This window comes from Priestia sp. AB (assembly GCF_028369225.1).
Taxonomy (GTDB): domain Bacteria; phylum Bacillota; class Bacilli; order Bacillales; family Bacillaceae_H; genus Priestia; species Priestia megaterium.
Genome location: NZ_JAQMYN010000003.1, coordinates 446,399 through 471,759 on the forward strand (window position 1 = coordinate 446,399; position 25,361 = coordinate 471,759).

General features: G+C 37.9%; 22 protein-coding genes. 4 read left to right on the forward strand and 18 right to left on the reverse strand.

Annotated features, from left to right (window positions below):
- Positions 1 to 340: 340 nt before the first annotated feature.
- From POF52_RS11935 to POF52_RS11955, 5 genes are all read right to left on the reverse strand, one after another.
- Positions 341 to 1,768 carry a sensor histidine kinase gene (locus POF52_RS11935; RefSeq protein ID WP_025752077.1) on the reverse strand — a complete coding sequence of 476 codons (1,428 nt, stop codon included), beginning with the start codon at positions 1,766 to 1,768 and terminating at the stop codon, positions 341 to 343.
- A complete protein-coding gene (locus POF52_RS11940) occupies positions 1,758 to 2,432 on the reverse strand; it encodes a response regulator transcription factor (RefSeq protein WP_013056756.1) in 675 nt (224 codons plus the stop codon). Before POF52_RS11940 ends, POF52_RS11935 begins: the two co-directional genes overlap by 11 nt.
- Positions 2,433 to 2,796: 364 nt before the next feature.
- Entirely contained in the window at positions 2,797 to 3,672 is an 876-nt protein-coding gene (locus tag POF52_RS11945; RefSeq protein WP_057243818.1) for a peptidylprolyl isomerase, read from the reverse strand.
- A gap of 25 nt (positions 3,673 to 3,697) precedes the next feature.
- On the reverse strand, positions 3,698 to 4,699 hold the full coding sequence (locus POF52_RS11950; RefSeq protein ID WP_176584802.1) for an acyltransferase family protein: 1,002 nt from the start codon (positions 4,697 to 4,699) through the stop codon (positions 3,698 to 3,700).
- Positions 4,700 to 4,995: 296 nt separating this feature from the next.
- A complete protein-coding gene (locus tag POF52_RS11955) occupies positions 4,996 to 6,408 on the reverse strand; it encodes an amino acid permease (RefSeq protein ID WP_176584803.1) in 1,413 nt (470 codons plus the stop codon).
- Positions 6,409 to 6,770: 362 nt separating this feature from the next.
- Here POF52_RS11955 and POF52_RS11960 point away from each other — a divergent pair, with 362 nt between their 5' ends.
- Positions 6,771 to 7,424, forward strand: a complete 654-nt coding sequence (locus POF52_RS11960) for a GntR family transcriptional regulator (protein ID WP_176584804.1) — start codon at positions 6,771 to 6,773, stop codon at positions 7,422 to 7,424.
- Between the two features lie 179 nt (positions 7,425 to 7,603).
- Here POF52_RS11960 and nhaC read toward each other — a convergent pair whose 3' ends face one another.
- Complete coding sequence (gene nhaC / locus POF52_RS11965; protein ID WP_016763867.1) at positions 7,604 to 9,010, reverse strand: Na+/H+ antiporter NhaC; 1,407 nt, start codon at positions 9,008 to 9,010, stop codon at positions 7,604 to 7,606.
- A gap of 323 nt (positions 9,011 to 9,333) precedes the next feature.
- On the opposite strand from nhaC, the gene msrA reads away from it, so the two are divergent.
- Complete coding sequence (gene msrA, locus POF52_RS11970) at positions 9,334 to 10,251, forward strand: peptide-methionine (S)-S-oxide reductase MsrA (protein WP_271992851.1); 918 nt, start codon at positions 9,334 to 9,336, stop codon at positions 10,249 to 10,251.
- Between the two features lie 3 nt (positions 10,252 to 10,254).
- On the opposite strand, the gene POF52_RS11975 is transcribed toward msrA, so the two are convergent.
- Together POF52_RS11975 and POF52_RS11980 are read right to left on the reverse strand one after the other, a co-directional pair.
- Complete coding sequence (locus POF52_RS11975) at positions 10,255 to 10,950, reverse strand: YqjF family protein (RefSeq protein ID WP_271992853.1); 696 nt, start codon at positions 10,948 to 10,950, stop codon at positions 10,255 to 10,257.
- 19 nt (positions 10,951 to 10,969) lie between these two features.
- Positions 10,970 to 11,923, reverse strand: a complete 954-nt coding sequence (locus POF52_RS11980) for an NAD(P)/FAD-dependent oxidoreductase (protein WP_271992855.1) — start codon at positions 11,921 to 11,923, stop codon at positions 10,970 to 10,972.
- 199 nt (positions 11,924 to 12,122) lie between these two features.
- On the opposite strand from POF52_RS11980, the gene POF52_RS11985 reads away from it, so the two are divergent.
- Positions 12,123 to 12,455 (forward strand): hypothetical protein, encoded by a 333-nt coding sequence (locus POF52_RS11985; RefSeq protein WP_043982072.1) that lies wholly within the window; start codon positions 12,123 to 12,125, stop codon positions 12,453 to 12,455.
- A gap of 35 nt (positions 12,456 to 12,490) precedes the next feature.
- On the opposite strand, the gene POF52_RS11990 is transcribed toward POF52_RS11985, so the two are convergent.
- The 3 genes from POF52_RS11990 to POF52_RS12000 form a co-directional block, all read right to left on the reverse strand.
- Entirely contained in the window at positions 12,491 to 13,324 is an 834-nt protein-coding gene (locus tag POF52_RS11990) for a flagellar motor protein MotB (protein ID WP_251530794.1), read from the reverse strand.
- Complete coding sequence (gene motA, locus POF52_RS11995; RefSeq protein ID WP_013056745.1) at positions 13,317 to 14,111, reverse strand: flagellar motor stator protein MotA; 795 nt, start codon at positions 14,109 to 14,111, stop codon at positions 13,317 to 13,319. The genes POF52_RS11990 and motA overlap by 8 nt, the downstream gene beginning before the upstream one ends.
- Positions 14,112 to 14,240: 129 nt before the next feature.
- On the reverse strand, positions 14,241 to 14,384 hold the full coding sequence (locus POF52_RS12000) for a hypothetical protein (RefSeq protein WP_014460421.1): 144 nt from the start codon (positions 14,382 to 14,384) through the stop codon (positions 14,241 to 14,243).
- Positions 14,385 to 14,524: 140 nt separating this feature from the next.
- Between POF52_RS12000 and POF52_RS12005 the strand changes: the two genes are divergently transcribed.
- Positions 14,525 to 14,800 (forward strand): hypothetical protein, encoded by a 276-nt coding sequence (locus POF52_RS12005; protein WP_271992863.1) that lies wholly within the window; start codon positions 14,525 to 14,527, stop codon positions 14,798 to 14,800.
- Between the two features lie 13 nt (positions 14,801 to 14,813).
- Here the strand turns inward: POF52_RS12005 and POF52_RS12010 are convergent, their stop codons facing one another.
- From POF52_RS12010 to POF52_RS12040, 7 genes are all read right to left on the reverse strand, one after another.
- Positions 14,814 to 15,473 (reverse strand): serine/threonine protein kinase, encoded by a 660-nt coding sequence (locus tag POF52_RS12010; RefSeq protein ID WP_025752067.1) that lies wholly within the window; start codon positions 15,471 to 15,473, stop codon positions 14,814 to 14,816.
- A 119-nt stretch (positions 15,474 to 15,592) separates the two neighbouring features.
- Positions 15,593 to 16,879, reverse strand: coding sequence for a cytochrome P450 (locus tag POF52_RS12015; RefSeq protein WP_271992866.1), 1,287 nt, complete (start codon positions 16,877 to 16,879; stop codon positions 15,593 to 15,595).
- A gap of 107 nt (positions 16,880 to 16,986) precedes the next feature.
- Positions 16,987 to 18,480 (reverse strand): aldehyde dehydrogenase family protein, encoded by a 1,494-nt coding sequence (locus POF52_RS12020; RefSeq protein ID WP_013082880.1) that lies wholly within the window; start codon positions 18,478 to 18,480, stop codon positions 16,987 to 16,989.
- Between the two features lie 128 nt (positions 18,481 to 18,608).
- Entirely contained in the window at positions 18,609 to 21,590 is a 2,982-nt protein-coding gene (gene pulA, locus POF52_RS12025; RefSeq protein WP_271992868.1) for a type I pullulanase, read from the reverse strand.
- Between the two features lie 79 nt (positions 21,591 to 21,669).
- Entirely contained in the window at positions 21,670 to 23,064 is a 1,395-nt protein-coding gene (locus POF52_RS12030; protein WP_271992870.1) for an L-cystine transporter, read from the reverse strand.
- 253 nt (positions 23,065 to 23,317) lie between these two features.
- Complete coding sequence (locus tag POF52_RS12035) at positions 23,318 to 23,686, reverse strand: hypothetical protein (protein WP_013082877.1); 369 nt, start codon at positions 23,684 to 23,686, stop codon at positions 23,318 to 23,320.
- Between the two features lie 104 nt (positions 23,687 to 23,790).
- Positions 23,791 to 25,074 (reverse strand): ATP-binding protein, encoded by a 1,284-nt coding sequence (locus POF52_RS12040; RefSeq protein ID WP_271992873.1) that lies wholly within the window; start codon positions 25,072 to 25,074, stop codon positions 23,791 to 23,793.
- Between the last annotated feature and the right edge of the window lie 287 nt (positions 25,075 to 25,361).

Genomic DNA, 25,361 nt, shown 5'->3' on the forward strand with positions numbered 1-25,361 from the left:
TTAAACGAAGCAGTCTGCTATTGTTCTATCATGCACTGTTTCCTTCAAAAAGTCTTTCTCCTTGTAAAGAAACCTGACACATAGACTAGATATTACGCTAGTAAATATAACTGAATTATCTGATTTTTACACTCGCCATTTTGTCTAAACTTTTCTTTTTCATTTCGTCACTTTCACTAACTAAAAAGAGATTGAGACATAACCAAATCAGCAGCTAGAAGCAACTATATACATGAAATCTACGTTCACCCTAAACATAAAAAAACCGAACGAGTTTGATTCCTCATCAAGAATCAAACTCGTTCGGATCTTCCTTCAACTAATTTTGTCACAGCCTCTTTTAACTCTTTTTCACTTTTTGTGACATTGGCAACCTTACTGTAAATGTACTTCCTTTTTCTTGTTCACTTTCTACGTCAATTTTCCCTTTATGTGTTTCTACGATCCATTTAGCGATTGCTAAGCCTAGCCCATGACCTCCCATTTGACGAGATCGCGATTTGTCAGCACGATAAAAGCGGTCAAAGATTCGATCCTTTTCATCTGGATGGATCCCAACGCCCGTATCACGTACTTTTAATATACATTCACTTCCATGCTGAACTACTTGAATGTTGACATTTCCATGAGGAGTCGTATATTTAATCGCATTATCTAACAAAATGTAAATCAGCTGAGTTAGACGCTCTTGATCTCCAGTTACCACTAATTTTTCCGGTGTATCCAGCTGCAAATCAATATGTTTAGAAATCGCTAGGGTTTCAACGGATTCCATTACCTTTTGCACCGCATCTGTAATATCAAAGGGCATCATTGCTTTTTCTACTTTATTAGAGTCTGAGCGTGCAAGCGTAAGCAAATCACTGACGAGACTCGTCATCCGCTTTACTTCAGCTTTCATATTATTGATTAATTTTTTAGAAAAAGGATCTTCTGTTACTTCCTCCTGCATTTCTAAAGCGTTGATAGAAGAAAGCATAACGCTAAGCGGCGTTCTTAACTCATGGGATGCATCCGCCACAAACTCTTTTTGCTTTTGAAAAGCTGTTTCAATTGGAACCATAGCCCGTTTTGACATTAAGCGGCTGATATAAATGGCTACTCCTACAAACAGTACGGTAAGGCTTAACATAATAATAAGGAGCCACTTTAACAGCTGATAAAGAAATGAAACGTCTTTTCCAATATAAAGCATCCCTAAAAATTGACCTTTATAAAAAATAGGTTCACCCGCCATCATCAAATCAATATCTATTTTGCCTTCCCCGTTTTGCCCTTTTACTCCTTCAATATGTTCGAAACTAGGGCGCGGGGCTTTTATTCGTTCTTTCCGCACTTCATTCTCAATAGGGATCCAGCCATCAATTAAATTTAATAAGTTAGAGCGAAGCCGCTCGCTCGCTTCGTTTCCCATAATAAGGTCCCCTTCAGGACTGATTACATAATAAAAAAACTGATCTTCACCGGCTACGACAATGTTTTTGTACTCTTCTTTTGACTGTTGATTTGAGCTGTTTATCGCTTGTTTAATTAAGATGCTTTGGACAATTCGGGACTCTTGCTTTAGCATGCTATTTAAGTTTTGCTGCTGACTGTTGGATACAACCACATATACCAATGCATAAACAATAAACACGAATAATAGCAAAAACAGCATTAGTAATGCGCTATATCGGAATGTTAAACGATTTTGCGTCTGGCTGAATAAATCTTGCTTTACTTTTTGTTTTACTTTCTGTTTAGCTCTTGTAAGGAGTTTAGCTTTCAATTTTGTAGCCTACTCCGCGAATGCTTTGAATAAGATCCTGTTTGTTAAATTTCTCTAGTTTTTTTCGCAAAAGTTTAACCGTCGCATCAATCGTTTTAATGGAAACATCTGATTCATATCCCCATACCCGGTCTAAAATAATATCTCGAGAAAGAACTTGTCCTTTGTTTTTCACTAAAAAATCTAGGAGTTGAAATTCACGAGGACTTAATTGAATAAACTCCTCGTCAAACTGTACGGTTTGACTTGCTCTTTTTAATATCATGCTGGCAATCTCTACTTCTTCTTCTAAAATCGGTGCATAATTACGACGAGACAAAGCACGAAGCCTTGCAAGCAGCTCGTCAATTTCAAATGGCTTAATAACGTAATCATCCGCTCCTGCATCTAAGCCTTGTATACGATCTTGAACCGCATCTTTTGCTGTTAACATAAGAATAGCTCCGGCGTATCCTTCTTTTCTTAGACGTTTACATACATCGATTCCGTCGCCATTGGGCATCATCCAGTCAAGAATTAACACATCATAATGCGCTTCAGATGCATAATCATATGCATCATTCCCTTCCGTCACCCATTCGACGTTATAGCCTCCTTTTTTCTTTAGCATATAACTAACTAATTCACCTAGCTGCAAATCATCTTCTGCTAGCAGTACATTCATTCCGCGTAACTCCTTCCTTCGATACATTTCGCTGCATCCTTTTGTTTACTTTATTATACAAAAAGAATCAGCAGAAACAAGCTGCCTCTACTGATCTCTTTTCATTTTAAATTCCCTTAGCTATACTCAGTACGGGCGCAAGCCGCTGTCCAGCAGTTCGCGCCTTTTGTACTCTTTATGAATGCCTAACGATTTGATTTGAATATGAAGGATTTGATCCATTAACAGTTTCTGTGACCTTTACAACACGCCGACATATCTCAGCTCGTACACCCCTGTGCTTCAATTGTTCGACGATTTTTTCTAACTTACTATAAGACGCTGTTTGTTTCATATCCATCCCCTCATTTCGTTAAGGTATTATTTATGAATCAAGTTTGTTTGTAATATCATATTTTTTCTTTAGCTTTTGTAACCATGTTGGATACTCTGTTTGGTATTTTTGATCAAGCAGCGTTTGCTTGATTTTTGCTTTGCTATTTTCATATGTTGCTTTTTGCGCTTCTTTTTTGCCTGTTACTTTAATAATGTGATAACCGTATTCTGTTTTAACAGGATCACTTACTTCATTTACCTTCATTGAAAATGCTTTGTTGGCAAAAGCTTCGACCATATCGCCCTTTTTGAAGTAGCCAAGGTTCCCGCCATCTGATTTAGAAGCTGTATCTGTTGAATATTCTTTTGCTAGCTTCGCAAAATCTTCTCCTTTATCAAGCTTTGCCTTTACTTCTTTCGCTGTCTTTTCGTCTGCTACTAAGATATGACTAGCTTTCACCTGTGCTTCTGTAGCTAGTGAATCTTTATTTTGATCAAAATACGATTTCATTTCACTATCTTTAATATTAATAGTCGACTCGACCATTTTTTTTGCCTCAATATTCGTCTTTAAATCTTTTTTCAGCTCTGACAATTTTACACCGCTAGATGCTAATGCTTGATTTAATGCATCTTCTCCCCCGTACTGACTTTTAAGGTTTTCTAATTCAGCATTAATTTCTTTATCGGTTACTTTAATATTTTGTTTAGCTGCTTCTTTTGAAATAACTTTTTGTTCAATCAGTGAATCAAGGACACTTGATCCTCCTTGAGCAAGAAGAGCATCGTACAGCTGATCTTTTGTGATTTTTTCATCACCAACGGTAGCAACCACCTTTGATTTATTCATTGCTACGGCACCGATAGCTACTGCAGCAATAATCACAACGGCTGCAATAATCATAATTATTTTGTTTTTAGACATCGTTAAACTCCTTTTCCATTTCTCATTACTTACCTAAACTTAAACTTTTGCGCCTTGGTAATGGTTTAAGCTCAATTAAAGGTCTTGCAATAGTAGATACGTATTTACTCGACAACAACCACGCCACTCCACAAGCTCCAATTAGAAGAATACTGTATCCTTGTACACTTTCTATCCAGTCTCCAAAAGAAGATAGGCGGATATATTTAATCAGAAACCCATGTAGCACATATACATAAAAGGTTTGAGCACCTCGAGATGTAAAGGACATCGTTTGTGTAGGGATCAAAGCTAGAAAGGAAATCGTCATTGCTAAGCTGATGCTATAAAATAGCATACGAATGGTCATTCCCTCTAATTGATTTACACCTAAAGAGGCATAAGATTTTGAACCAAATAACCACTCTTTCTCAAAGTCCGGTGCTATATACTGGATCCATAGAGCAATAATCACCAAAGTGCCTCCAGCTACTTTTTTGCAAGAAACAGACGTCAACTTTTTAAAATGTTCTTTTTTCATATAAAATCCTGCTAAGAAGAAGGGAAAGAACACAAAGGTTCTAGAAAGGCTTAACGTTGTTTCCAGCGGTTCATATAAGCCAATCATAATTCCTAAAACTGCCGCAACGGCTAAAGGATATTTGATTTTTGTAAAAATGAACAACATGGCGTTCCAACAAAATAAACTCAATAAAAACCATAGCGACCAAGCTGGCTGAAACACTGAAACTTCGAATGTGGATTCATCATACAGTTTATAGTCGTATACCGCATAGATAAGTTGAAAAATAATATAAGGAAGTAATACTTTCTTCGCCATCTTCCACATATATCCTTTTTTTTGGTATCCCTTTGCAAAATAGCCGCTTATTAAAATAAACGCTGGCATATGAAAGGTGTAAATAAATATGTAGAGCGTTCGTAGCCACTGTTCATCATCAATGAAGGGAGTTAACAAATGGCCAAACACTACTAATACAATTAAGATAAATTTTACATTATCAAAATACGCATCCCGCTTAGCCATTTGACCTCCTCCTTTCTTTCGCGTTCTACGGATCTGTACGACGTGCTGCTGCGAATATCTTTTCTTTACATTTCTTACTATACATAGTGAAAATGAAAAAACAGTGAAAACCTTGCTTATTTCTATTTTTAAATAAGGCGCCGCTAAATAAGTTTGACAAATGGCGCCTCTTTCTCTACTATATAGATACGCACCCTATCCAATTCAATTTCGCTTGTTGCGGGACACTTAACCAGTACGGATGGATAGGGTGTTTTTGTATGCAAAAAAAGCAGAAGACCTAGGTCTTCTGCTTTTTATTTTGCTATAGGCTGACTTTCGTTTTTTCTGTTTCCTTTTTTATTTTTCAAATAATAAAACAAGTAACAAAAAAGGACAAATGGGATACCGCAGTATAATGCGATACGCTGACTCTCATCAAAAGCCAGTCCTACACAAGCAGCAAAGCATAAAACAAACGCTAAAATAGGTACAATAGGATATAAAGGAGCTTTGTAAACAAGCTTCGATACATCATTTCCTTCTTTAATATAGCGTCTTCTGAACATAAAGTGAGAAGCCGCAATAGCCATCCATACAGCTACAACCGCAAATCCAGAAATAGAAACTAATACTAAGTAAACAGTTGTTGGTGCAACTACGCTTGACAGCAAGGACAGACATGCCACTCCCATGCTGATAAGTAACGAATTAAACGGAACTCCTTTAGACGTTACTTTCCCTAACCAAGTGCTGACCATTTTTTGATCAGATAATGACCATAGCATTCTCGAACATGCGTATAATCCTGCATTAGCATTTGATAATAAAGCTGTTAAAATAACCAAGTTCATGATATCTGCTGCGTAAGGAATACCTATTTGATCGAATACCGTTACAAAAGGACTTTCTAACACTCCTGCTTGTTTCCATGAAATCAATCCAGATAGTACAAACATGGCGCCAATAAAAAAGAAGAACGTACGCCAAATGATATTTTTAATTGCGCGAGGTATATTCTTTTCCGGATCCTCTGTTTCTCCTGCTGTAATACCAATTAATTCTGTTCCCGAAAAAGCAAAGCTAACAGAAACCATCGTAATTAATACGGGCATAAGTCCATTTGGAAATAAACCGCCCTCCCCTGTAAAATGAGAAAGCATCGGCGCTGTTTCATGACCGCTAAGAGGAATGAATCCAAACATCGCTGCTGCGCCTAAAATAATAAATACAATAATCGTTAATACTTTAATACTTGAAAACCAAAATTCTGTTTCGCCGAAAAAACGTACAGATGTTGCATTTAAACCAAATAATAAAAGGGCAAACAGCGCGCTCCATATCCAAACCGAAACGTCAGGAAACCATCTTTGCATAAGCAATCCAGACGCTGTAAACTCCGAACCGACAGATACCACCCAAGTCAGCCAGTAGAGCCAGCCAACCGCAAAACCAGTTCCCGGCCCGATAAACTTTGTAGCGTATACTTGAAATGATCCTGACACAGGCATTGCTACGCTTAGTTCCCCTAGACACATCATGACTAAATACATAATTAATCCACCGATTAAATAAGCAAGGAGTGTTCCCCCAGGACCTGCTGCATAAATTGTGTAGCCTGAATTAAGAAACAGCCCAGTACCGATCACACCGCCAAGAGAAATCATAAATAAATGACGGCTTTTCATTTTTCTTTGTAACTGATTCATAGATGTTGTATTCTCACCCATTATGTACCTCCTTTTTATAGTAAACCCATCAAAAAACTTGGTTTATTTACATATTCTCTATAGTCTTTTCTCTGCAGGAGTAGGCTCTATTTCTTCGATATGTACAAATTTTGTATATTGTATACAATATACACTTCTTAAATCTTTTTACGATTATATCATTTTTCAGATTTTTTACAACAATCAATAGTAAAAAATATTTCAATAATTCTATTTTTTATATTCTAACTAAGATTAGACGAAGTGATATGATATGATTATTTTTACACCTGTACGTTCTTTCTTGCTATTTTTATACTCTTTCATCACCATGACATGAAGAGAAAGAACGGCTGATGCGATATTTATTTTAGGGGGAAACAATGAACAAGGGGCCTATGATTTATCATTCATTAAAAGATCATGTATATAACTACATAGCAAGTCAAATTCAAGACGGTACACTGCTGCCTAACGACAAAATAAATGAAGCCAGTATTTGTTCTCAGCTGAATGTCAGCCGAACGCCTGTGAGAGAAGCGCTTATTAAATTGGCTTCAGACAACCTATTAGAATACAGACCGCGCAGAGGGTTTACTGTAAAGGAAATTGATACACAAAAAAAACTCGATGTATTTGAAATCGTCGGTGCTTTAGATGGTCTTGCAGCTGCCCTGTCGATTGATCACTTAACCGAAGAAGATTTTACGAAGATGGATGAGCTTATTAAAAAAATCGATGTTTCGATCGAATTAGAAAATTATCAGGATTATCAAAAATATCAAACGTATTTTCATCGAGTCTATTTGAACCGATGCAATAATGCGACCTTAAAAGAACAGCTTATGTCTTTACAAGACGGATTCATCAGACAAACGTACTTTAGCGATGACAATAAAGAGCTATACGCCATTTTACATGTAATGAATGAACATCACCGACATATTCTGAAACTTCTGCAGCAGAAAAAAAAGGCGGATGTTCAGCTTTACCTTCAAAATGTTCACTGGAAAATCGAATATCCAGAAATGATTTGATCAAAAAAAGCTCGAGACATAACTAGATCAATTCAATCAACAGCTAGAAGCAACGAAATACATGAAACCTACGTTTACCATACCAATAAAAAAATCCGAACAAAGTTGATTCTTCATTAAGAATCTCAATTCATTGTTCGGATTTTTCTTTAACTAAAACACTTTTGTCCCAGCCTCTTTTATTTTGCTATAGCAGAACGCTGTTTTTCTTCTTTTACGTACCAAATGAATTTCCCTGTATATCCGTAAATAATCGCCAAAATAATAGAGACAAAACTGAGCCACATAAACGGCAGATAAGCGAATGTAGAAATTCCAAGCGTTGTAGCTAGAAATACACCGTTGTCCGTCCATGGAACCATTCCAGAAGTTAAGGTTCCTCCTACTTCTGAGTTACGGGCAAGCACCAGACGCTGTATTCTTAACTTATCATAACTTTTCTCCATAATTTTCGGTGTTAAAATTAATGAAACATACATCGCACAACCAAATATATTCCCTAATAACCCAACGAAAATAGTAGAAGCCGTAACGTTTCCTGAATTGACAAGAATTTTTTCAAATTTAGATAGCAGGACTTCTAAGACACCGAGCTCATCTAATAACCCGCCAAATCCTAGTCCAAAAATAATGACAATAATAGAACCGACCATGCTTAAAATTCCGCCACGATTTAACAGCTCACTTAAAAATGTGTTGTCGGTATTAATTTTAAACCCTTCATAAGCCGTATTAAATGCGCTAGCCACATCCATATGTTGAAAGACAACTGCCCATATAATTCCTAATAATGAACCAATCGCAATTGCTGGAAGAGAAGGTTTCTTTAATGCTAAAAGGACAATGACAGCCAAAGCCGGAATCAGCATCCACCCGCTGATATGGAATGTATCCAACAGCGAAGATTTTAATTCTTCTACCCGTCCAGCATCAAAATCTTTTCCCCCATACATAAATCCTGTTACCGTAAATAATACTGCCGTAATGAGGTAAGCAGGAATATCCAACACTAACATTGCTTTTACGTGATCAATAACATTCACTCGAGCCATTGACGCAGATAAAATGGTACTGTCAGAAAGAGGAGAAAGCTTGTCTCCAAAATAAGCTCCTGAGATCACGGCTCCAGCTACTAAAGGAAGCGGCATACCTAGGCCTTGTCCGATTCCCATCATCGCGATTCCGGCTGTACCAACCGTTCCCCAAGATGTTCCTGTTGAAATCGAGGTAATAGAGCAAATGATAAGTGTAGCAAGTAAAAAGAATGTTGGATTAATAAACTCTAATCCAAAATAAATAAGAGAAGGAACAACTCCTCCGGCAATCCATGTTCCAATTAACGTACCGACGGCTAATAAAATTAAAATAGCTTCTAAGCCGTTTGATATTCCTCTTGTAATGGCCCCTTGCAGGTGATTATACGTATACCCAAGTCGTACTCCTAGCGCCATAACAATAAACCATGAAATAAATAAAGCGAGCTGAATAGGTAAATCAAAAACAGTTGCAAATGAAATAACAACAGCTAAAAATAAAGCAAGCACAATCATTATTTCCCACATAGATGGTAAACGGGTTGTGTTCAAACTAGCTCCTCCTAAACTGGTATGTAGATTCTGGAATGTGGTATCGTTTAAGAGCAAAACGTCCTTATTTTTTAATTGTTCCTCTTACTGCTCCAACGTATGTATTTCTATGAGTGCTTAAACAATAAACTGCATCTTTTTAAGAACATAAAATAAGGATACTCGCATAAACAATAAGCCATTTTTCTTTTATCCAGTGGTCATAATACCATAAGAGTGTGCTTTCTTACAAGACTCGTTATAAAGCGCTTTCTGTTTGTTTATACATTTTAATATATAAATATATTTTCATTTATTTTATTCAACGAAAAGAGGAAAGTAACATGAAAGAATATGCAACGTTTGCGGGAGGGTGCTTTTGGTGCATGGTCGCTCCTTTTGATCATCTTACAGGAATCCTCAGTATCCGCTCGGGCTACGCTAGAGATGAACAAATCAGTTCTGAAGCTTCTGCTCTTGTAAAAAAGGAAAACGAGTACGTAGAGGCCGTGCAAATTGTATGGGATTCTTCTCACATTACGTTTGAAGAGTTGCTTAACCTGTATTGGCAGCAAATTGACCCTACGGATTCCGCCGGACAGTTTTCAGACCGCGGACCGTCGTATCGAGCCATTATTTTTTATCATGACGAAAAGCAAAAAGAAGCGGCTCTCGATTCTAAAAGGAAGCTCGTCCAAAGCGGACGTTTTAAGAACCCTATCGTCACACCTATTTTACCTTTTTCTTCTTTTTACGAAGCAGAAGAGCAGCAGCAGGATTATTATCGAAAAAATGCATTTCACTATAAATTATACAAAGAAGGCTCGGGGCGAACTGATTTTCTGACGCAGCATTGCCCAAAGGACCGCTCCTATCTAAAAAGGGTCCTAACGCCTATGCAATATTTTGTTACGCAGGAAAACGGAACCGAACCACCTTTTACGAATTTATATTGGAATAACAAAAAACAAGGAATTTACGTTGACCTTCTAACGGGAGAAGCACTGTTCAAAACGTCAGATCAGCTTCCTTCTCATACAGGCTGGCCCATTTTTAAGCGCCCTATCTTATACGGAAACATAAAAAGAGTGCTGACGCAGCATTCAACAGCGCTAAAAAGCAAAGAAGGAAATAACTATCTAGGTCTACTTTTAACAGAAGAAAACAGCGAATACTATCAAGTAAATTCCGCGGCTCTGCGCTTTATTCCAAAAGAGAAGCTTAAAGAAGAAGGGTATGAAGACTTTTTAATTTTGTTTTGATACTTATACTTTTTTAAAAGGATAAAAGTAAGCCGTGACTTGATTGGCATAGTGCACAATTAAATCGCGATTGTCCGCCGGACGTAAAAAAGCCTGAGTAATAGAATCATCTCTTATTTCACACTCCCCTTTTTGCAGCTCCCAAGGATCATGATAAAGGTCTCCTCTGTAGACATTTCCTTGATGAGTGGTAAATAAGCAGTAGCGCTCTGTAAGCCAATGAGCTAATTCTCCTTCTCTACTGCGATAGGACGGAGAAATACCTCTATATGTAAGCTTTACTCGCTCTTTTTGTGAGTCTCTGTGCGTTCGAACTGACTGAAAAAAAATATGGTTCTGAGTTTTGTTGAATGTCATAGCAGCGTGGTAATAAGGCAAATGAAAAAACTGACGAGCAATCCATACCCCTAGTGGATTGCTTGCGTCTAAACTAAAAAAATAAACGCCTTTTTCCCCTTTATATGTAACATATGTACGCACATTCAGCTCATATAGCCGTGAAAAGATAGGAACTGCGGGCGTTCCTTTAAATCGAATGTCTGTCATCGTAAAAGGCACAAGTGCAATCCATCCTTGACCATCATAGGTGTCAGGCTCTAACTGACTAGGCAATAAAGAAGCCAAAAATGCCGGATCTACAGGCCAATGAATAAACAGTAAATCTTTCCACGTTTGTTTCATTATCCAATTATTTTTCACTTCTTGGTCCCTCCTTTTTCTAGATATTCTTTCCCATTAATTCAGCGGCTGCCGATTTCCCTGACAAATATGCGCTCTCTAACCGTGAGTGATTTGTTTCGTCTTCCCTCCTTAAAAAAGCATCTCCTGCCACCAGTAGCGATGGCATAATTTTAGCAAAGGGCTGATGAAGAACTTGTTCAGCCTCTGCATAGCGCCATTTCTTTAACTGAATGCTTTTAATATGATTTGCACCTATCCATTCTTTTATTTCATTTTTTATCGCCCGCAGCAGCTCATGTTCATGTTCATCAAAATGTTTTTCTGACCAGTCTTTATTCATATATATGCTAAGAACGGGCGTCTTTGATATTCCTTTTTGCTCATGATTAACGATTCTTTGGATTGTGCCAGAAGGATTCGTGATTTGACCATGATCACCATACAGCATCTCTGTGTAAAGCTCCACGATAGCAACCAAGCAAGGACTAAATTTCAGTGTATTAAGAATTGATTGGTCCGCCTGCAGCTTACTATTATTAAGTACCTCAACAACCTGAGGAGACGGAGCTGTAAGAATGATATCAGTCGCTTCAAAAATCTCATTTTCTTCTGTATACAGCTGATACCTTCCGTTTTGAAAATCAATAGCTTGAACTTTTCGATTCACGTATACGCGTAAATCTTCAGCTAAATATTTAGCTAGCGCATTCATCCCATTCATACTTTGATACCGAGGATGATGGTCACCAAACCACTTCTTAACCTTTCTATCAGCTATCCATTTATTTACGTCTTGTTGAAATTCATAAGATCTCACTGTAAAAAATTGAGCTCCGTGATCTGCTTTTCCCTCTCCTACTCTTCGGGTAGCCATTCGTCCCCCTACACTTTTACCCTTATCAAGAAGAAAGACCTCTATTCCTTCTTTTTGTAATTCAGCCGCTGCTGTAAGGCCCGCCATTCCAGCACCTACTATCCCTACTCGTCTCATTTTTTCCTCCTTATTTAACGCATTTACTTACAGTATAAAAAAAGCGGAATGATTGAGCTAATTTAAACTGTCTTTTTCATTTAACTGCTTTTCTGCTTGTCTCAAAAAAGTAGTCTACGATTCCTTTCAGCTGAGTATACTTGTTGTATACAAATATATCTTTACCTGCTAGCACGTCTATAGATAGGAGGACTGTCATATGATGCTCTATGATATTAAGCACAAAGTATATTACGAAGTATTTAATACAGCTCGCCCTAAAATGAAGGACTCTCACCAAGGCCGAAGCTGGGGATATGTTTATAAAAATCTCAATGGACAACCTACAAAGTTTTGGATTGACTTTACGCACGGACGTTTTATGTACTTTCAAGTTGAAGACAAGTGGTATCGCGTGCAATATTTGCAGTCCAATGATAAGAAAAAAACAGCGGATGTCTTTAAAGGCGCTCTCATTGACTTGATTTTAGATGGAATGGATCTCAAGTTAGTACGAGGAAACTTTGAAAAGAGAAGACTCTTAGCTTTATAACACATAGAAAAACAGCCGTAAAAGCAGTCCTGCTTTTACGGCTGTTTAATTGTACGAGGAGTAATCAATATTTCAACCCTCCTATTTTTCGCTTGTCCCTCTGCTGTATTATTAGATGTCACCGGCTTGAACTCTCCAAATCCTTTTGCACTGAACATGCTTGGATTAAGCTTATCGTTTTTTAAGATAACTTTCATAAAGTTGACTGCTCTCATCACACTTAACTCCCAGTTGGATTCAAAACCAGCGTTGCGAATAGGTACGTTATCGGTGTGACCGCTAATAATAATATTACGAGGAGGATCAATCACCAAAAGCTCTGAAATATCATTTGCGATTTTTGTATCTTCACTCCGAACTTGTGCTCTTCCCGAATCAAACAATACATTGTCTCGAATGGAAATTAAGAGACCTTCCTCGGTTAACGAAGTCTGTAATTGATTCGTTAAGTTTTTCTTTTGAATATACGCATTAATTTTAGATTGAATTTGCTGAAGCTCTTCTTGATCAGCTTCTCGGATGGTTTGCTCCTTTTGTTCGCTCGTTAACGATTGTGAAGAAGCAGGAGACTGATTAGGAGCTGTCTCCACTTCATTTGTTTTTTCCGTACTTTTAGCTGCAGGGGTATTTGAAGGCTGAACCGCTTCTTCAGATTCCTCCAGAGATTGAAATTCCATCACGCCCGTTCCTCCAACGAACGCTTCATTAAATGCGCGAGAAAGGTTCTTAAATTTCTGCGCATCCACTGAGCTCATTGCAAACAATACAATGAATAAAGCAAGTAAAAGTGTAAGCAAATCTGAGTAAGGAAGCAGCCAGCTTTCGTCAACATGGTCCTCTTCATGTTTTCGTTTTCTGCGTCTACTCATTTATGCCCACTTCACTTTCTTGAAGAAGCTTTTTACGTTCCGCTGTTGGCAAATAAGAAGCCAGCTTTTGCTCAATTACTTTGGGTGTTTCTCCTTCTAGGAGTGAAAGCACTCCTTCGATCATCATATACTTTACCTTTACTTCATGTTTCGATTTACGCTTTAGTTTATTTGCAAACGGATGCCATAGTACATACCCAGTAAAAATACCAAGAAGCGTAGCAACAAACGCCGCGCTGATCGCATGTCCTAGCGTATCTGTATCTTCCATGTTCCCAAGCGCAGCAATTAACCCTATAACAGCTCCAAGTACACCCAGAGTTGGAGCATATGTACCTGCTAAAGCGAAAATACTTGCACCCGTTTGATGTCTTTCTTCCATAGCATCAATTTCTTCAGACAACACGTCTCGTATATAATCCGCACTTTGACCATCAATAGCTAAATTCAAACCATTTTTTAAGAAAGGGTCATCTACATCAATAATTTGGGCTTCAAGTGATAGTAACCCTTCTTTTCGAACAACTTGTCCCCATTCAGAAAACATGGATACTAAATCAACGGGCTGCAGCATTTTTTGTTCTTTAAACAGGACACCAAACAGTTTTGGGACTCTTTTGATTTCATTTGAAGGAAATGCAATCACTACTGCTCCGACGGTTCCGACAATAATAATTAAAATAGCAGCGGGATTTCCTAACACAGATGGATTAACCCCTTTGAAAAACATACCTACAATAAGAGAGGCTATTCCTAAAATCAGTCCAATAAAAGATGTTTTATCCATATGTAATTCTCCTATCCTTAACTTCCTGTTCTTTCTTTTTGTGTATTTTATCCTCATCTTTTATTTCGACTATTTCATAGAATTTTTAAGCCTTTTATGAATCATATTTACAATTACAGCTTTTCTCTATTATAAAAACACTTTTTTCAACTTTTCATACAGAATATCTGAAGGTCCAGCTATAATCGCTACAATTTGATTTTCCACATAAATAGCAGCCGTCATCTTATTATCAATATCAGCTAAAATGGCAAATCCGACGTTAATGTTCAACTTTATTCACCTCTGTCACGTTCTTGTTTATTCAACATATAAAAAGAACAGTCTTACCATTTATTTTTCCGTGTCTTATTGACATTTGTAAATTTTATATTAAGATTATGTAAATGAGTTGACAAAACGGAGGTGATATCATGCTACTAGAAAAATACTGTAAAGACACTGATTTATTGATTATCCAGTTTACAATCGAACTAACAAAAGACATTCACGCTAAAATCTCCGCACGTACTTTATTTTATGAAGAACAGGTGATACGTTATGCTGAAAAAAGAATACGTTCTTTCTTACATCCTCTTTCCCTTAAACATACGCTAAAATTTGTCTATCAATCTGAAATACTACAAACCATTCTATTCAAATTAAAACCAACTTTTGAGCAGCATGTATTGCGCTGTATTTCATCTTAAAAAGGAGTTCCCTTTAGCGGAAACTCCTTTTTGATTTGATTCTACGATATAGACGATATGCTTTTCTGATAACGTTTAACAGCGGGTACGGCAAGCGGATATGGTACTTATCAATAAACGGATAAAAGGTGTAATAAGCTTTTACAAGGTCTGTCCATTTTTTATCAATACCTTCTTTATAAAAGTCAGAGATATCCACCACATACCCTCTTCCATCTTTCATCATGACATTTTTACCATGCACATCATACGGGTTTAAACCCTGGCTTCTTGCATAGTCCAAAGCTGCGTTTACATCTTTTATGACTTGTTCTGGAATCTTTATTCCCCGCTGGACGGCATCATACAAGGTAACGCCTGTAAGTCTTTTTAAAATCAAGTACGTCTTTCCCTCATGAAAAAGTTGAGAATAAGCTGGGTGAACGCCCAGCTTTCTATACACTTGCGCTTCTTTCTTTACACCATAAATTTCTCTTCCGTATACTTTCACGACAAATTCAGGATAATTTTCGTGCGTAAACACACCGGCATAGTTTCCTTTACCAATAAGTACCCACTCTTTTGTTTTGTTCGTAACTTCAACTGGATCATAGTCACTTTCACTTTGAATCGTAACTTGCGTTAGTAATGATGTTTCAACTAGCGACACCAACTGTTTAATTGTTTTATCCATAGTCCCCTCTAAAAATCCTTCAGTAATCTCTATCAAATATTACCCTATGATAAATCTCAATGCAGGATGTGTCAATAAATTGACAGCCTGATATAAAGAGGGAAAGTATTCCCGTTCATTCAAGACTGCGCGTGAACTTTGTGAACATTCACCTTCAGTTCTTCTTTCATATTCAGCATTACGCCCGCCATCGTAGCAATAGATTCGGGCTTAGTCAGCTGAAATAAAAAGCGTTTTGTCATTTCTGACAGAAAAATGGTGACTATTTCAGTGATATAGTCCATGCCCCTTTCCGCTTGATGCTCAATCCCAAGTGGCATATACATATAGCTTGGGACATCAATGGACCCTCCTTTTTCAAAACGGTCAGGTAAAAATTCACTTGGCTCTAAAAAATAATCTTCATGGCGATGCATCATATAAGGGCTAATTAACATAATCTCCCCTTTTTTAATACTGTAGCCATCTATTTGTATATCTTCACGTGCTTGACGCCCAAATAGCCAAAGAGGCGGATACAACCTCATGCTTTCAGCAATTATTTTGCGCATATAGGTCAGATTTTTGGTTGAAAGTGATTCGCTGCTAGCATAGGCTTGAATTTCTTTATGCAGCTGAAGGTGCTCCCTAGTATTTTGAGACAGTAAATGAATAGACCAGCTGCATACGTGCGTAATCATTTCATACATCGAAAGGAATATAGAATTTAGCTGTTCGTATATTTCTCTTTCATCGCTGTCTTCTCCGTAAGAATTCAATATATACTGCAGTAAATCATTTCCCGCGGTTTTGTTTTGAACACGCATTTGAACGCGTTCAAAAAGGAGTTGTTCTAGCTGCTCATCTGAGTCAGGCTGGTGCAAAGGTAGACGAATATAAATCTTGCCTAACTTTTCTTTTTTTCTCATAAGCGCTTGAACATAGTGAACTTTATCTTTCTCCTCAATCGAAATGCCAAATACAAGTTGAAGGAGTACAGCTACGACTATCTGTCTTATGTCTTTTACTATCGTTCGAAGCTGCCCTTCTTCCCACGTTTCCGTATGCTTTTCAATTATTTCTGCGATTGCTTCCTTATTATAAGTTAGATGTTGTTTTAGTTGTGAGGGTTGAATGGGGCTCATATATAATGCTTCATCTGTCCATAACATTTCTTCGCCTAGCAGCGTTTTAAACATATGTGTTAGTTTAATTTTTTGAAACGCCTTGCTGTTTGTAATGACTACATCTTTAATAAGTTGAGGGTCTCTCGTTACATAAAAGCGTTTGTGCGCAACTCTAAATGTTGCAATTTCTCCATACTGAGTCAAGTTTTCCAAAAAACCCAGGGGGTTCTCTCTAAACTTTTGCAGGTGACCGGTAAGCTTATACGACGAGGGGCCCTGTATAACCGGCAATGTTATCACTCCTTTTCTAAAAATGCGGGACTTAAACAAATAAAAGAGTAGTCCACTAAAGACTACTCTTTTTCACACAAAGATATGCTATTGATTTTCACAAAAATTCTTACTTATTATTCCATATTGATCCATACGCTTTTCACTTCAGTGTAGTTATCAAGCGCATAGCTTCCCATTTCACGACCAATTCCCGACTGTTTATAGCCTCCAAACGGGCTTGCTGCATCAAATACGTTGTAGCAGTTCACCCAAACTGTACCTGCTTTAATACCATGAGCAATATAGTGTGCTTTCTTTAAATCCTGTGTCCAGACGCCCGCTGCTAGACCATATGCTGTATCATTTGCTTTGGCAATTAAATCATCGAGATCGTCAAACGGCATAGCAGCTACAACCGGACCGAAGATTTCTTCACGAGCAATCGTCATTGAATGATCGACATCTGCAAAGATAGTCGGTTCTACGAAATAGCCTTGATCAAATGGAATGTTTCCTCCTGCGAGTACTTCCGCTCCTTCTTCAATTCCTTTATCAATATAGGTTTTCACTCGTTTTTGCTGCTGCGCAGATACAAGCGGACCCATTGTCGTCTCATCTGCTAATCCATTTCCTTGTTTAATAGATTTCGTTTGAGAAACTAAATCAGCTACGACATTATCATATAAGCTTTTTTGGACATACAGACGACTCCCAGCACAACATACTTGTCCTTGATTAAACATAATACCTGAAAGCGCACCAGGAACTGCTTTTGTTAAGTCTGCATCCGGGAGGATAATGTTTGGTGATTTACCTCCAAGCTCTAACGTCACACGTTTTAAGGAGTCGCTAGCTTGCTTCATAATTGCTTTTCCGACAGCAGTAGACCCTGTAAAAGCAATTTTATCGACAAGATCATGATGAACGAGCGGTTCACCTGCTGTTTTCCCGTAGCCTGGCACAATGTTTAGCACGCCTTTTGGGAACCCTGCTTCATCGGCTAGTCGAGCTAAGTAAAGTGCAGAAAGCGGCGTTTGCTCTGCTGGTTTAAGCACAATTGTACATCCAGTTGCCAAAGCAGCTCCGAGCTTCCAAGCGGCCATTAAAAGCGGGAAGTTCCACGGAATAATTTGGCCAACAACTCCTACTGGTTCATATCTTGTATAGTTAAAATATGCTCCTTGCACAGGAATAGTTTGTCCAACCATTTTAGTTGACCACCCAGCAAAGTAGCGGAAATGTTCAATCGCTAATGGAATGTCTGCATTTGATGTTTCACGAATTGGTTTTCCGTTATCAAGCGTTTCAAGCTGCGCAAGCTCCAATTGATGTGTTTCCATTAAATCAGCTAATTTATAAATAAGTCGACTTCTTTCAGCTGCTGACATCTTTGTCCAAGGTCCATGATCAAAGGCTTCTCTAGCCGCTCTGACGGCACGATCAATATCCTCTGGATTTGCTTCAGCTACATCTGCCAACTTTTCACCCGTTGCTGGATTTACTGTTTCAAACGTTTTTCCTGAAACAGAGTCTACCCATTCGCCGTTAATGTATAGCTGTTTAACTCCTTTTAAAAACTCCACTACTTTCGGACTCATTTCAACTTTTTTCGCTCCAAGATTTTGCATCAAATACATACCTCCCCACGAATTTTGAAAACGCTATCAATGAATATTTTACCATGTTATCTAGTAAAATCAACAATTTCGCATACAATATTCTGAATTTTTCTACACATATTCTAGTTATCTAAAATTTATCTTACTAGCACAAATGTCGAAAGAGGCGAAACGTTTACTGTATTTCCTTTCACCGTACGGAGCGTTTTTGTTCCTGCCTGCTCGCCGTCAACAAGTAATCTCCACGTTCTGTTAGAAGGTAGATGAACCGTTTGAGCTTGTTTATTTGCATTATGAATCACCATTATTTCGTTTGCTTTATCTTTATTGGCTTTAGCATTTAACGTATATCCTACTACGTTTGCTGGTGCATCAACAAAGCGTAAATTTTGATGAATAGCCTGTGCACTCGTCATTCTAAATGAGGAATATTGCTTTCGAAGCGCAATAAGTCCCTTCATGTAATCTACTTCTTGACTGAAAGCTGCTCGACGCTTCCAATCTAGCTGATTGACAGAATCGGGTGACTGATAGCTATTATGATCTCCGCCTTTTGTTCTCATAAACTCTTGACCTGCATGTATAAAGTTCATTCCTTGAGATGTTAAAATAATAGAAGAAGCAAGCTTATGCATCTGCTTTCTCGTTTGCTCGGTGTCAGCAGGGTTCGTCAGCTGAAGCTTATCCCATAACGTATGGTTATCGTGTGCTTCTACATACGTCACAACTTGATCCGGGTCTTCATACGTGGCAGTTGAACGATCATAATCAATTCCCGCTGCTATACTTTGCTGTATGAGCTTTTCTTGACCCTGTTTTCCATTAACAAATCCGTTTTCACGATCAAAAAACACGCTGCCTTTAAGACCATCTCGCATACCATCATTGAAGTGAGCGATGCGCTTCATATCCTGAGCGTTTTTCTGATTAGCTTTTAGCTTAGCATCAAGCTCGGTTCCTAGATCCCAGCCCTCTCCTAAGACGATAATGGAAGGGTCAATTTCATCTAACTTCTTTCTCACTTCATTCATTGTCTTTGTATCGTGAATCCCCATTAAATCAAATCGAAACCCATCAATGTGGTACTCTTTTGCCCAATAAGCAACAGAATCTACAATAAACTTCCGAACCATCTTCCGTTCAGACGCCGTATCGTTTCCAACACCTGTTCCGTTTGATAAAGTTCCATCTTCTTTATAACGGAAGTAGTAGCCTGGAACTAGTTTATCAAAGCTATGCTCACTCACTGCATACACATGATTATAGACAACGTCCATTACCATACGAAGCTGCTTGTCATGAAGCGTTTGAATCATTTGTTTAAGCTCAATAATTCTCGTCTTAGGATTATATGGGTTTGTTGAATAGGAACCTTCTGGGACGTTGTAATTTTTTGGATCATATCCCCAGTTAAACTGCGGCTCGTTTAATTTTGTTTCATCCACCGTACGATAATCGTAAATAGGCAGGAACTGAACGTGCGTCACACCTAAATCTTTAATATGACTGAGTCCTGTTTTTACTCCATTTGGTCCTTTCGTATTCCACTCCGCTACGCCTAAATATTTTCCTTTATTTTTGATACCGCTCTCTTTTTGAGACGATAAATCTCGTACGTGAAGTTCATAGATAATCGCATCTTCTGGATTTTTAAATTTCGGCTTATTTGCACTCCAATTTCTCGGATTTGTCTTAGCCAAATCTACGACAACTCCGCGATCTCCATTCACCGTTGTTGCTCGTACATATGGATCAACCGCTTCGCTCCAGCTGTTCCCAATTTTTACTTTGTACGTATAAATTAGTTCATCTTGATTTCCTTTTAACTCCGCTTTCCAGGTTCCTTTTTCACTTTTAGTCATAGAAATTTCTTTTACAGCTTTGGAGTTCCATGACGAATAAGTCACTAGCTTTGCTTCGCTTGCGGTTGGAGCCCATACGCGAAAATTTGTTTGTTTCTTAGAATACGTGTTTCCTAAATCGTTTCCGCTATATGCATACTTTTCGTCAAATTCTTTCGTGCGAACGACATTTCCATTAACTACATCAGCTGAACCGTAGCCTTTTTGCTTAACTTTATACGTTTTTGTAACGTCCAAAGGCTGTTTTGTTATGATTTTAACTTTAGTAGTAGCAGCGTCTTCTCCCTCTTTATAAGGTATCACTTTCTCAATTTGAGCTCCGTCAATTTCAATGTCTCCTAAGCTCTTAGAAGAGTCAAACGGCACGTTTGTTTCTAAGGTGATTTGATTAAATGTATCCATCGTCGCTTTCGTGATTTTCCGAGTGATATCTACTCCAGCTCTATCATAGTAAATCCGATTTTGTCCTTGAGCAATCCATACTTCTACATTCCCATCTTTACCAACCTTGGTAATAAAGCGGTCTCCTCCGTCTTTATTTTCCCAATCGCTGTCACTAGTAGAATGGCGTACAATAAAACCAATTTTGTCAAATAAATTACCACTTCCACTGTTAATCGTGTAAGTCGCTCTCTTCCCAAAATTCGTGTCTTCTGTAAATTCGATTTGCTTGCCTTCTTTTTCATCACCTGGCCATGTCCAAATGTTCCACCCGCTGTAATCTCCTTCGTACCGATGATAATTTAAGGTAACGTTTACTTTATCAAACTTTGGTAAATCTCGGTATTCACCGTCAGGAGGAGACGTATATGTATGTTCATCTCCACTTTTCACCCATACTTCTCCTTCACCGTTCTCCACTGAAACGAAGCGGTCTCCTCCATCTTTTTCCCACGACTCTGTTCGAACAATAAAACCTACTTTGTCATAAGTACCGGGTAATTCAACTTCCGCTACTTTTCCAAATTGATCTTCCCCTGTAAATGTGTAAGGCTTCCCTTCTCCTCCTTCAGGAAAAATCCATAACCCCCATTCCTTTGTATCATTTGGAGCAGGCTGATAGTGAATCGTGATTTTTGTTGAGTCTGCTGCAAATGCAAACGATTGCATAAATAGGCTAAAAAAAGAGCTTACTAGTAAGAGTAAAGCCGTCAGTACCATTGCATATTTAGTCCAACTACATTTCAATGAAAACCCTCCCATAAAATAAAATACGTACACATTTTTCACTATAACCTTTTTTGAAAGCGTTATCATAAGTATTTTTTCCTATTTTATGTGGATAAAGAAAAAAAATCCATAGTTAACAATGTTAACTATGGATGACGTATCTCTTTTACACTTCTGCTGTTTCAGGTGAGATGGTTTGATCGTTGTATACGTTTGTATCTAGCTCTTTTGTTAATTTACTAGTGACGACTCCGGCTGTCATGCTTCCACTTACATTAAGCGCCGTACGCCCCATATCAATCAATGGCTCTACTGAAATTAATAAGCCTGCTAGCGCTACGGGCAAATTCATAGAAGATAATACAAGTAAAGCCGCAAATGTCGCTCCTCCGCCAACGCCTGCTACGCCAAACGAACTAATTGCTACAATGGCAATCAACGTGAAAATAAATGAAGGCGTTAAAGGATCAATACCTACCGTTGGTGCAATCATAACGGCTAACATAGCTGGATATATTCCAGCGCATCCGTTTTGACCAATTGTAAGACCAAATGAACCTGCGAAATTCGCAATTCCTTCTGGAACCCCTAACTGTCTTGTTTGTGTATTAACATTCAAAGGTAATGCTCCAGCACTTGTACGGGAAGTAAAGGCAAAAGCCAATACAGGAAATACTTTCTTAACATATGTGATCGGATTTACACCGATGATTGTTAGAATAACTAAGTGAACAATAAACATAGCTGCCAATGCGACATATGATGCTACAACAAACTTTCCCAGTTTAACAATTGCATCAATATCACTCGTTGCTACTGTTTTGGTCATAATTGCAAGTACCCCATAAGGAGTTAAACGAAGAATTAGCGTCACTACACGCATTACAATTGCATAAAGCGTATCAATAATTTTTGAAAATAACGCCGCTTCCTCAGCCTTTTTGCGCTTCACGCCTAAATACGCAATTCCAACAAATGCCGCAAAGATGACAACGCCAATCGTGGAAGTTGAACGTGCGCCTGTTAAATCAAGAAACGGGTTAGCAGGTAATAATTCTACTACTTGCTGCGGGATTGTTTTTGCTTCTAAACTAGATAAATTGTTTTCTAAGTCCTCTCCGCGCTGAAGTTCCGCTTCCCCTTTTGTGATTTGGACAGATTCTAAATTAAAGCTCGTTGTTGTGAAAATACCAATTGCAGCTGCTACCGCTGTTGTGACAAGCAAAATCCCAATAATTAAACTACTAATCTTTCCAATATTGCTCGTCAATTTTAAGCGAGTGAATGCCGCTACAATCGATACAAATACAAGCGGCATAACAATCATTTGAAGAAACTTAACATATCCGCTTCCTACAATGCTAAACCAATCGGCAGTCATCATCGTTACTTCATGAGTCGGACCATACACCCACTGAAGAGCAAAGCCAAAAATAATCCCCAGTCCAAGCGCTGTAAACACACGCTTTGAAAATGATACATGTTTTTTCTGCATCATAAACAGCCCTGCAAGCAATGCGAGCATAATGAGAATGTTTAGGATGACTAATAAGTTATTCATAGATGTTCCCCCTGTAATTTTTTCCATAAATTATGTCTCTATTACTTATAATATAACAATACCAATAAGTCAACTAGGTTTTATGTTTTTTCCTAAAGACAGTTTTTTTGAATAATTTTGACAAAACAAAAAAGCTAAGGATTTTCCTTAGCTTTCTATTTTACGCTTGTATGTACTTCAGTGGTCTTTTGCTCCGTTACCAGAGATAGTCTTTTTTTCATCACACCGGATGTACTACAATCCATATATAAGATTACATTTCATATAATTCATTTAGCCATTTTACAAACAAATGTCTGGGTAATTCTAGTTCGTGAAGCTCGACATATTGAATATCAGACAGCGTCGTCCCTCTAGCCATATAAAAGTACCACTGCCAGCCAATATCTTTAGCAATGGCATAGGATTTAGCTAGATCTTGTCTATTATCTGTCTGCTGCATATCATTCATCCACTGCGTTTCATCCGCTTCATACTCATAATAATGGAGAGTATATTTATCACACCAATACGTAAGATCCTGATGGGAAAACGGATTTTCTCCGTCACATACTTGAAGCAATAGCATTCTTAAATTTTCCGGTGTATACGGTAATATAATTTTTTGATCTGCACGTCTCATTTTGCTACCTTCCTGACATGTTCGTTTCTTTTATTACATCATGTACGGCTGCGTTTAGCAATAAGAAATGGATGACGTTTTCATTACTTTTCGTTTACAACATTTCATTTGCTTGCAAAAACCACCGTATCTTTGACATACAGAGGCAGTCGGATTTTAACAATCGTCCCTTTGTTCTGCTCACTCTCAATCTGCAGGGTACCGTGATGATCATGAATAATTTTGGAGCTGATTGTTAATCCAAGCCCCATTCCTTTTTCTTTTAAAGTAAAAAACGGTTCTCCTATATGTTCTAGACGGTCTTTAGAAATTCCTACTCCTTCATCTCTAACTTCTATAAAAATATGGTTATCCTGCGCTGTTTTGATTGTAATGTAAATATTTCCAGGCCTATTCATGGCTTCAATTGCGTTTTTAAAAACATTAAGTAATACTTGAATAAGGTGATTTTTATTTCCATACACACTAGCGTTATTTGTTTGTTCATCGTATAAGAAGTCAATGTTTTTCAATAAAGCTTCATGGGAAGTTAAACTCATTACATACTTAACCGCTTCGGTAAGAGAAAACACGCGAAAATGTTCACTTTCAGGTTTTGACAAGAGAAGCATTTCACTGACAATACCATTAATTCGTTCCAGCTCATCAAGCATGATGTTAGCATACCCTATTGCGGATCGGTCTGTTTCTTTCATGAGCTGAACAAACCCTTTAATACTCGTAAGCGGATTTCTAATTTCATGGGCAATTCCGGCAGCTAATTCGCCTACTACAGAAAGCTTTTCCTTTTTTATGAGAAGCGCTTCTGCAAGCTTTTGCTGAGTGATATCTCGTCCAATCGTGATAAGAGCTTTTCTTGAGCCATCATCAAAAAACACAGGTACTTTAATAACATCAAATGTTTTGACCTCGCCGTTTGGTATTTCAAATGCTTCTTCCGTGCGTACCTTTTCCTTTTTTCTCCAAGCTTCTTCATCCGATGAAATACAGTGTAAGAAAGCGGCTTGAAAGAAAGGCACAAGTTCCCCAAGTTCTGCATCGGTTTTACCCCTGTAATCAATACCTTTTAAATGATAAAGTTCTCTTCCAAAATCATTCACCGCCACCCATTTGCCAGCCCCATCTTTAAAACAAATAAAATCTGGCATTGAATTTATTAATGTAGCAAGCTGATACTGTTCATCAGACACCTGGGTATGAACCGAACGCTTATGAAGTAAATAAAACGTGCCAGCCGTTACGCCCACTAGTAAACTATCTTTTATCAAACTGCTAAGAGCATATGCTCCTTTAAAAAATGCCATTGTTTGAAAGACGATGTACACCCCTACAAGCAGAAGACCCGCTACCGCCGCTGCTTTTCGTACACCCTCCCTATTTTTTATCAATATTTCCCACCAGCCTTTGTTTTTTTAAGTGAATACTCTCTATGTCTCATCAATTAAGTTCTGAATATTCTTCTTACTTTTAAACTAGTTTACCTTATTTTTTTATTCTTATCTAATACCTTTTTTTATTACTTTTGACACAGTTTCTTTTATCCTCTTTAGTTATTTCCGCATTTTCATTTTATTTGAATTATTTTCTCTATCAAAATAGGAATTTAGATACGGAATATCCTGGAACATTTAGGTAATAATACTCTTTTTTGTATTTTCTTAATATTGTAAATTCG

Excerpts from the sequence above, each read along its gene's own strand:
- POF52_RS11955 (WP_176584803.1), bottom strand. The coding sequence starts at position 6,408 with ATGGGTGAGAATACAACATCTATGAATCAGTTACAAAGAAAAATGAAA.
- POF52_RS12030 (WP_271992870.1), bottom strand. The coding sequence starts at position 23,064 with ATGAATAACTTATTAGTCATCCTAAACATTCTCATTATGCTCGCATTG.
- POF52_RS11950 (WP_176584802.1), bottom strand. The coding sequence starts at position 4,699 with ATGGCTAAGCGGGATGCGTATTTTGATAATGTAAAATTTATCTTAATT.
- POF52_RS11990 (WP_251530794.1), bottom strand. The coding sequence starts at position 13,324 with ATGAGTAGACGCAGAAAACGAAAACATGAAGAGGACCATGTTGACGAA.
- POF52_RS11985 (WP_043982072.1), top strand. The coding sequence starts at position 12,123 with ATGATGCTCTATGATATTAAGCACAAAGTATATTACGAAGTATTTAAT.
- pulA (WP_271992868.1), bottom strand. The coding sequence starts at position 21,590 with ATGATAACGCTTTCAAAAAAGGTTATAGTGAAAAATGTGTACGTATTT.
- POF52_RS11940 (WP_013056756.1), bottom strand. The coding sequence starts at position 2,432 with ATGAATGTACTGCTAGCAGAAGATGATTTGCAGCTAGGTGAATTAGTT.
- POF52_RS12010 (WP_025752067.1), bottom strand. The coding sequence starts at position 15,473 with ATGGATAAAACAATTAAACAGTTGGTGTCGCTAGTTGAAACATCATTA.
- motA (WP_013056745.1), bottom strand. The coding sequence starts at position 14,111 with ATGGATAAAACATCTTTTATTGGACTGATTTTAGGAATAGCCTCTCTT.
- POF52_RS12035 (WP_013082877.1), bottom strand. The coding sequence starts at position 23,686 with ATGAGACGTGCAGATCAAAAAATTATATTACCGTATACACCGGAAAAT.
- POF52_RS12020 (WP_013082880.1), bottom strand. The coding sequence starts at position 18,480 with ATGCAAAATCTTGGAGCGAAAAAAGTTGAAATGAGTCCGAAAGTAGTG.
- msrA (WP_271992851.1), top strand. The coding sequence starts at position 9,334 with ATGAAAGAATATGCAACGTTTGCGGGAGGGTGCTTTTGGTGCATGGTC.
- POF52_RS11980 (WP_271992855.1), bottom strand. The coding sequence starts at position 11,923 with ATGAGACGAGTAGGGATAGTAGGTGCTGGAATGGCGGGCCTTACAGCA.
- POF52_RS11945 (WP_057243818.1), bottom strand. The coding sequence starts at position 3,672 with ATGTCTAAAAACAAAATAATTATGATTATTGCAGCCGTTGTGATTATT.
- POF52_RS11960 (WP_176584804.1), top strand. The coding sequence starts at position 6,771 with ATGAACAAGGGGCCTATGATTTATCATTCATTAAAAGATCATGTATAT.
- POF52_RS12005 (WP_271992863.1), top strand. The coding sequence starts at position 14,525 with ATGCTACTAGAAAAATACTGTAAAGACACTGATTTATTGATTATCCAG.